Source organism: Pseudomonas sp. 25 R 14 (genome assembly GCF_900004755.1).
GTDB lineage: Bacteria > Pseudomonadota > Gammaproteobacteria > Pseudomonadales > Pseudomonadaceae > Aquipseudomonas > Aquipseudomonas brenneri.
In genome coordinates, this window is the sequence record NZ_CVTS01000044.1 from 1 (window position 1) to 3,844 (window position 3,844).

At 60.4% G+C, this 3,844-nt stretch carries 2 protein-coding genes and 1 pseudogene; all 3 read left to right on the forward strand.

Annotation, left to right across the window (positions count from 1 at the left end; all coding sequences use genetic code 11):
- Nucleotides 1-783, forward strand: a 783-nt coding sequence (gene prpB, locus BFQ03_RS14870) for a methylisocitrate lyase (RefSeq protein WP_065943461.1), incomplete at its 5' end; no start/stop codon positions are given.
- Nucleotides 784-957: 174 nt separating this feature from the next.
- Nucleotides 958-1,038 (forward strand): annotated as a pseudogene (locus BFQ03_RS30665) (hypothetical protein); the annotation flags it as partial.
- A 208-nt stretch (nt 1,039-1,246) separates the two neighbouring features.
- The coding region (gene acnB / locus BFQ03_RS14875) for a bifunctional aconitate hydratase 2/2-methylisocitrate dehydratase (RefSeq protein WP_065943462.1) at nt 1,247-3,844 on the forward strand (2,598 nt) is incomplete at its 3' end.

Consider the following 3,844-nt stretch of genomic DNA (forward strand, 5'->3'; position numbering starts at 1 on the left):
CGCGCCGGTTTCAAGGCCATTTACCTGTCCGGTGGCGGTGTTGCTGCGGGCTCCCTCGGTGTGCCGGACCTGGGCATCACCGGCCTGGACGATGTGTTGACCGATGTGCGCCGTATTACCGACGTGTGCGACCTGCCGCTGCTGGTGGATGTGGACACCGGTTTCGGTTCCTCGGCCTTCAACGTGGCGCGCACCGTCAAGTCGATGATCAAGTTCGGTGCTGCCGCGATCCATATCGAGGACCAGGTGGGCGCCAAGCGCTGCGGTCATCGCCCGAACAAAGAAATCGTGTCCCAGCAGGAAATGGTCGACCGCATCAAGGCCGCCGTGGATGCCCGTACCGATGACAGCTTCGTGATCATGGCGCGCACCGACGCCCTGGCCGTGGAAGGCCTGGAGTCCGCGCTGGAGCGTGCCGCCGCGTGCATCGAGGCCGGTGCCGACATGGTCTTCCCCGAAGCCATTACCGAGCTTGAGATGTACAAGTTGTTCGCTTCGCGCGTGAAAGCGCCAATCCTGGCCAACATCACCGAGTTCGGCGCCACCCCGCTGTACACCACCGAACAGTTGAAATCTGCCGATGTTTCCATCGTGCTGTACCCGCTGTCGGCGTTCCGCGCCATGAACAAGGCGGCGGAAAACGTCTACACCGCGATCCGTCGCGACGGTACCCAACAGAACGTGATCGACACCATGCAGACCCGCATGGAGCTGTACGACCGCATCGACTACCACACCTTCGAGCAGAAGCTCGATGCACTGTTCACCCAGAAGAAAAGCTGAACCAACCCTAGTAGGAGCGAAGTTTGCTCGCGATGGACGTTAACGATAACGCGCCCCCAGATACAGCGGGGCGTGCCGATCGGCCTCGCGAGCCGCTTCGTTCCTGCGGTATTGGGGCGAGTCCCGCCTCATAAAGTTGCCGATTTCCTAACAAGTTCAAGATTGAAGAGAGCAATGGCCGAAGCAAAAGTATTGAGTGGCACAGGCCTGCGTGACCAAGTGGCCGGACAGACGGCCTTGCCGACCGTGGGCCAGGCTGATGACCGCCCTCATCAATGCCGTATAGATATTCTTAGCCGAAGGCACCTCCAGCGAGAAGGTGGAAGAGGAATGCCTGATCGGACACATGGGCAAGGATCAGGTGAAGTGAGAAGCCGCGGCGGCCAACCGCTTTATGAGTTTTTTTTGATCTGATTTAATTACCAAGGCCCCGCTCTGCGAGGCGAACCGAGGGAACAACTCCATGCTTGAAGCTTACCTTAAACACGTAGCAGAACGTGCTGAACAGAACCTCCCTGCCCTTGCTCTCATAGCCGAACAAACTGCCGGCCTGGTCGAATTGCTGAAAAATCCCCCGGCTGGCGAAGAAGAGCTCCTTGTTGACCTGATCACCAACCGCATTCCACCAGGCGTTGACGAGGCTGCCTACGTCAAGGCCGGTTTCCTGTCTGCCCTGGCCAAGGGCGAAGTCTCTTCTCCCCTGATCGACAAAAAACGCGCTGTTGAACTGCTCGGCACCATGCAAGGCGGCTACAACATCGTGACCCTGGTCGAGCTGTTGGACGACGCCGAACTGGCCGCCGTTGCAGCTGCCCAGCTCAAGCACACCCTGCTGATGTTCGATGCTTTCCACGACGTCGCGGAAAAAGCCAAGAATGGCAACCAGCACGCCAAGGAAGTGATCCAGTCCTGGGCCGACGGCGAGTGGTTCAAGAACCGCCCGACCCTGGCCGACAAGATCAGCCTGCGCGTGTTCAAGGTCACCGGCGAAACCAACACCGACGACCTGTCCCCTGCTCCCGATGCCTGGTCCCGTCCGGACATCCCGCTGCACGCCCTGGCCATGCTGAAAATGGCCCGTGAAGGCATCGTGCCGGACGAGCAAGGCAAGACCGGCCCGATGAAGCAGATCGAAGAAATGCGCGGCCAGGGCTTCCCGATCGCCTACGTCGGTGACGTGGTCGGTACCGGTTCGTCCCGTAAGTCGGCGACCAACTCGGTACTGTGGTTCTTCGGCGACGACGTTCCTTACGTGCCGAACAAGCGCGCTGGCGGCTTCTGCTTCGGCAGCAAGATCGCTCCAATCTTCTACAACACCATGGAAGATGCTGGCGCACTGCCAATCGAATTCGACGTCACCAACATGCACATGGGCGACGTGATCGACCTGTACCCGCATGCTGGCAAAGTCTGCAAGCACGGCACCGATGAAGTCCTGACCACCTTCGAAATGAAGACCCCGGTCCTGTTGGACGAAGTCCGTGCCGGCGGTCGTATCCCGCTGATCATCGGCCGTGGCCTGACCGAGAAGGCGCGCACCGAACTGGGCCTGGGCCCTACCGACCTGTTCAAGCTGCCTGAAGCACCTGTCGACACTGGCAAGGGTTTCACCCTGGCGCAGAAAATGGTCGGCAAGGCCTGCGGCCTGCCAGAAGGCAAAGGCGTTCGCCCAGGTACTTACTGCGAACCGAAGATGACCACCGTCGGCTCCCAGGACACCACAGGTCCCATGACCCGTGACGAACTAAAAGACCTGGCGTGCCTGGGCTTCTCGACCGATCTGGTGATGCAGTCCTTCTGCCACACCGCGGCTTACCCTAAGCCGATCGACGTGACCACCCACCACACCCTGCCTGACTTCATCATGACCCGTGGCGGTGTATCGCTGCGTCCAGGCGACGGCATCATCCACAGCTGGCTGAACCGCATGCTGCTGCCGGACACCGTGGGTACCGGTGGTGACTCCCACACCCGTTTCCCGATGGGCATCTCGTTCCCGGCCGGTTCTGGCCTGGTCGCGTTCGCCGCAGCCACTGGCGTGATGCCACTGGACATGCCGGAATCGATCCTGGTGCGCTTCAAAGGCAAAATGAAACCTGGCATCACCCTGCGTGACCTGGTTCATGCCATTCCTTACTACGCGATCCAGTCCGGCCTGCTGACCGTTGAGAAGAAAGGCAAGAAAAACGCCTTCTCCGGCCGCATCCTGGAAATCGAAGGCCTGAACGACCTGACGCTGGAACAGGCTTTCGAACTGTCCGACGCCTCGGCCGAACGTTCGGCTGCCGGTTGCACCATCAAGCTGTCGAAAGACTCCGTGACCGAGTACCTGAACTCCAACATCACCCTGCTGCGCTGGATGATCGGTGAAGGCTACGGCGATGCGCGTACCCTGGAACGTCGTGCCCAAGCGATGGAAGCCTGGGTTGCCAACCCAGAACTGATGGAAGCCGATGCCGACGCCGAATACGCCGAAGTCATCGAGATCGACCTGGCACACATCAACGAGCCAATCCTCTGCGCACCAAACGACCCGGATGACGCCCGTCTGCTGTCCAGCGTGGCTGGCGAGAAGATCGACGAAGTGTTCATCGGTTCGTGCATGACCAACATCGGTCACTTCCGCGCTGCCGGCAAGTTGCTGGAACAGGTCAAGGGTCAGCTGCCAACCCGTCTGTGGCTGTCGCCGCCGACCAAGATGGACGCTCACCAACTGACCGAAGAAGGCTACTACGGCATCTACGGCAAGGCTGGCGCGCGCATGGAAATGCCGGGCTGCTCGCTGTGCATGGGTAACCAGGCACGTGTTGAGCCGAATTCGACCGTAGTGTCGACGTCGACCCGTAACTTCCCGAACCGTCTGGGTGATGGCGCCAACGTCTACCTGGCCTCGGCCGAGCTGGCGGCAGTCGCCTCCACGCTGGGTCGCCTGCCGACCGTCGAAGAGTACATGGGCTACGCGGCCAAACTGGACACCATGGCCAGTGACGTCTACCGCTACCTGAACTTCGACCAGATCGCAGAGTTCCGCAAAATCGCTGCAAGCGCCAACATTCCGGTG